Origin of the sequence: Mesorhizobium sp. M7A.F.Ca.CA.002.05.1.1 (assembly GCF_003998335.1) — a bacterium.
Taxonomy (GTDB): Bacteria; Pseudomonadota; Alphaproteobacteria; order Rhizobiales; family Rhizobiaceae; genus Mesorhizobium.
In genome coordinates this window covers 1-2,548 of record NZ_RZQI01000847.1, presented here as the reverse complement: position 1 = coordinate 2,548, position 2,548 = coordinate 1, and the positions used below count along the sequence as shown (strand labels likewise).

Here is a 2,548-nt window from a genome sequence, read left to right as displayed (position 1 = left end):
GCACCTGATCGACGCAAGCGACGATGCTGCAGCCGGGAATCCCGGCAAACTCATCGACATGATGTCCGGCGATGCCGCCGGTGCCGAGCAGAAGAATTCGATGCATCAGTTCAGGCCCCCAGCCACCTCACACCCCAATCAGCTCAGGCCCGAATCAACTCAGGCCCTTGTCGCCGTCGGCATGCAGGCGCAGCCCCTTCTGCACGATCTTCTCCTTGGCCGCATCCGTCGGCACGTTCGACGCATTGGTGATGCCGGACCATGCCGGCGCCGGGTTGTGCGCCCAGTGCACGGCGTTGCGCAGCACCTGCTGCACGCCCTCATTGTGATAGATCGGATAGGTCTCGTGGCCGGGCGAGAAGTAGAAGATCCGTCCCGCGCCGCGCTGGTAGGTCAGCCCGGACCGGAACACCTCGCCACCCTCGTACCAGGAGACGAACACCGTCTCCAGCGGCTCCGGCACGGCGAAGGGCTCGCCATACATTTCGGTCTCGCCGATCTCCAGGCACTCGCCGATGCCTTGCGCGATCGGGTGGCCGCGGTTGATCGCCCAGACGCGCTCGCGCTCGCCCGCCTCGCGCCATTTCAGCGAACAGGGCGTGCCCATCAGCCGCTTGAATATCTTCGAGTAGTGGCCGGAATGAAGCACGATCAAGCCCATCCCTTCCCACACCCGCTTCTGCACCCGCTCGACGATCTCGTCCTTGACCTCGCCATGCGCCGCGTGGCCCCACCACAAAAGCACGTCGGTGGCCGCCAGGCGCTTTTCGCTCAGGCCGTGCTCGGGCTCCTGCAAGGTGGCGGTGGTCGCCTCGATGCCCTTGTCCTGGTTGAGGGCGGCGGCAATGGTGCCATGCATGCCCAAGGGATAGAGGTCGCGCACGGCTTCATTGGTCTGCTCGTGGACATTCTCGCCCCAAACGATCGCTTTTGTCGGCATTTTCATCTCCCAAAGCGCTTTAAATAGCATGTCAAAAGGGATTGAGAAGGTGCCGATGCCGCCTGGCCCGATGGAATACTACGTCTTGCGCTTCTTGCGCCCCGGCACGGTCTTGGCCGTGCCCGGTTTCGCCGGGGCGCCGGGGATGGCGGTTCCGGTAATGGATATCGGATCGCTGGCCGGGAACGTGTCTTCGAGGCCTTCCTCGAGTTCCTCTTCGGCGCTCGGGGCTTCATGTCGCTCATGTTCGAGCGAGCGGACGGCCGATGTCTTTATGACCGGCGACTTCGGTGCGGAATTCGACGGCATCGGCATTCTCCCTCGGCGTGCGGATGCAGAACGAGCGTGCCCTGCAAAACGTTCCGAGTTCAGACCGCAGCGTCGCGCGATCCCTCGGACAGGAAAGTAAAGACATAGTCCGAGAAGGAACGCCAGCATTCGACCCGGAAGGCATCGGCGGCTGTGCGCAGCAGCACGATCTCGGTCTTGCCCAGGATGGTGCGCGACGCTGCGCCCACCGGGAAGGCGTCGAGCGACAGGTCCTGCGGGCAGCCAGCATTGATCGTCGCCGCTGCCCCAGGGCCCGTCACCGATATCGCGATGTTGCGATGCGAGACGCCGACCGCCGAATGCAGCGCGGATACTTTGGCGCAATCGGCGAGCGGATCGTTGCCGGCCTCATCGATCACAAGCCATTCGTCGGGACCGAGCCACAAGACGGTGCGCCCGCCCTTCGCGGCAGAGGTTTTCGGCTTGTTCGGCAAGGTCACGCCGAGCGCCTTCGAAAGCGCTGCGGCCGAAGCCTCCGGCGCACGCAGTGAAACGCGCTCGGCCGACGGCAGCACCTCGACCTTGACGGCGGCGGCAGTGGTGCTGCGCCCAGCCAGCGCCGGACGGCGTTCGACCGAAGGCGATGCGGCCGGAGCCGTCTTCCTTGCAGCGGCCTTAGCCATTGAGGCGCCCTCCCGTCTCGTCGAAGAATACCATGCCGGTAACCTCCACTTCGATCACCCCATTCGGCATCGGCACATAGAGGGTCTCGCCCATCCGGTCGCGGCCGCCGGCGACCAGCGCCAATGCGATCGAGCGGCCGCAATTTTCCGACCAATAGCTCGAGCTGACATGGCCGATCATCTTCATCGGGATCGCCTGCTTGGGATCCTCGACGACCTGCGCGCCTTCTTCCAGCACCACTTTGGGGTCCCTGGTCTTGAGGCCGACCAGCTGCTTGCGGCCCTTGGCGACCAGATCCGGCCGCGTCAGGCCGCGGATGCCGACGAAATCGGTCTTCTTCTTGCCGACCGCCCAGTCGAGCCCGGCGTCGTTCGGCGTTACCGTGCCATCCGTGTCCTGGCCGACGATGATGTAGCCTTTTTCGGCGCGCAGCACGTGCATCGCCTCGGTGCCGTAGGCGGCCGCACCATGCTTCTGGCCCTCGGCCCACAGGGCTTCCCAGACCGCCTGGCCATAGTCGGCCGGCACATTGACCTCGAAGCCGCGCTCGCCGGTGAACGACATGCGAAACAACCGCGTCGGCACGCCGCAGATCTTGCCTTCACGCACCGACATATGCGGCAGCGCCTCGTCGGACATGTCGATGCCTTCGAC

Annotated in this window: 4 protein-coding genes; all 4 read right to left on the bottom strand. The window is 64.8% G+C overall.

Annotated elements, in window-relative coordinates; translation table 11 throughout:
* Positions 1–154: 154 nt before the first annotated feature.
* Positions 155–940, bottom strand: a complete 786-nt coding sequence (locus tag EN939_RS29420) for a ThuA domain-containing protein (RefSeq protein ID WP_127271192.1) — start codon at positions 938–940, stop codon at positions 155–157.
* Positions 941–1,018: 78 nt separating this feature from the next.
* On the bottom strand, positions 1,019–1,249 hold the full coding sequence (locus EN939_RS29415; protein ID WP_127271190.1) for a hypothetical protein: 231 nt from the start codon (positions 1,247–1,249) through the stop codon (positions 1,019–1,021).
* Between the two features lie 59 nt (positions 1,250–1,308).
* Positions 1,309–1,893, bottom strand: coding sequence for a sarcosine oxidase subunit gamma (locus tag EN939_RS29410; protein WP_127271189.1), 585 nt, complete (start codon positions 1,891–1,893; stop codon positions 1,309–1,311).
* Positions 1,886–2,548, bottom strand: a 663-nt coding sequence (locus EN939_RS29405; RefSeq protein ID WP_245473205.1) for an aminomethyltransferase family protein, incomplete at its 5' end; no start/stop codon positions are given. The genes EN939_RS29410 and EN939_RS29405, both read right to left, overlap by 8 nt.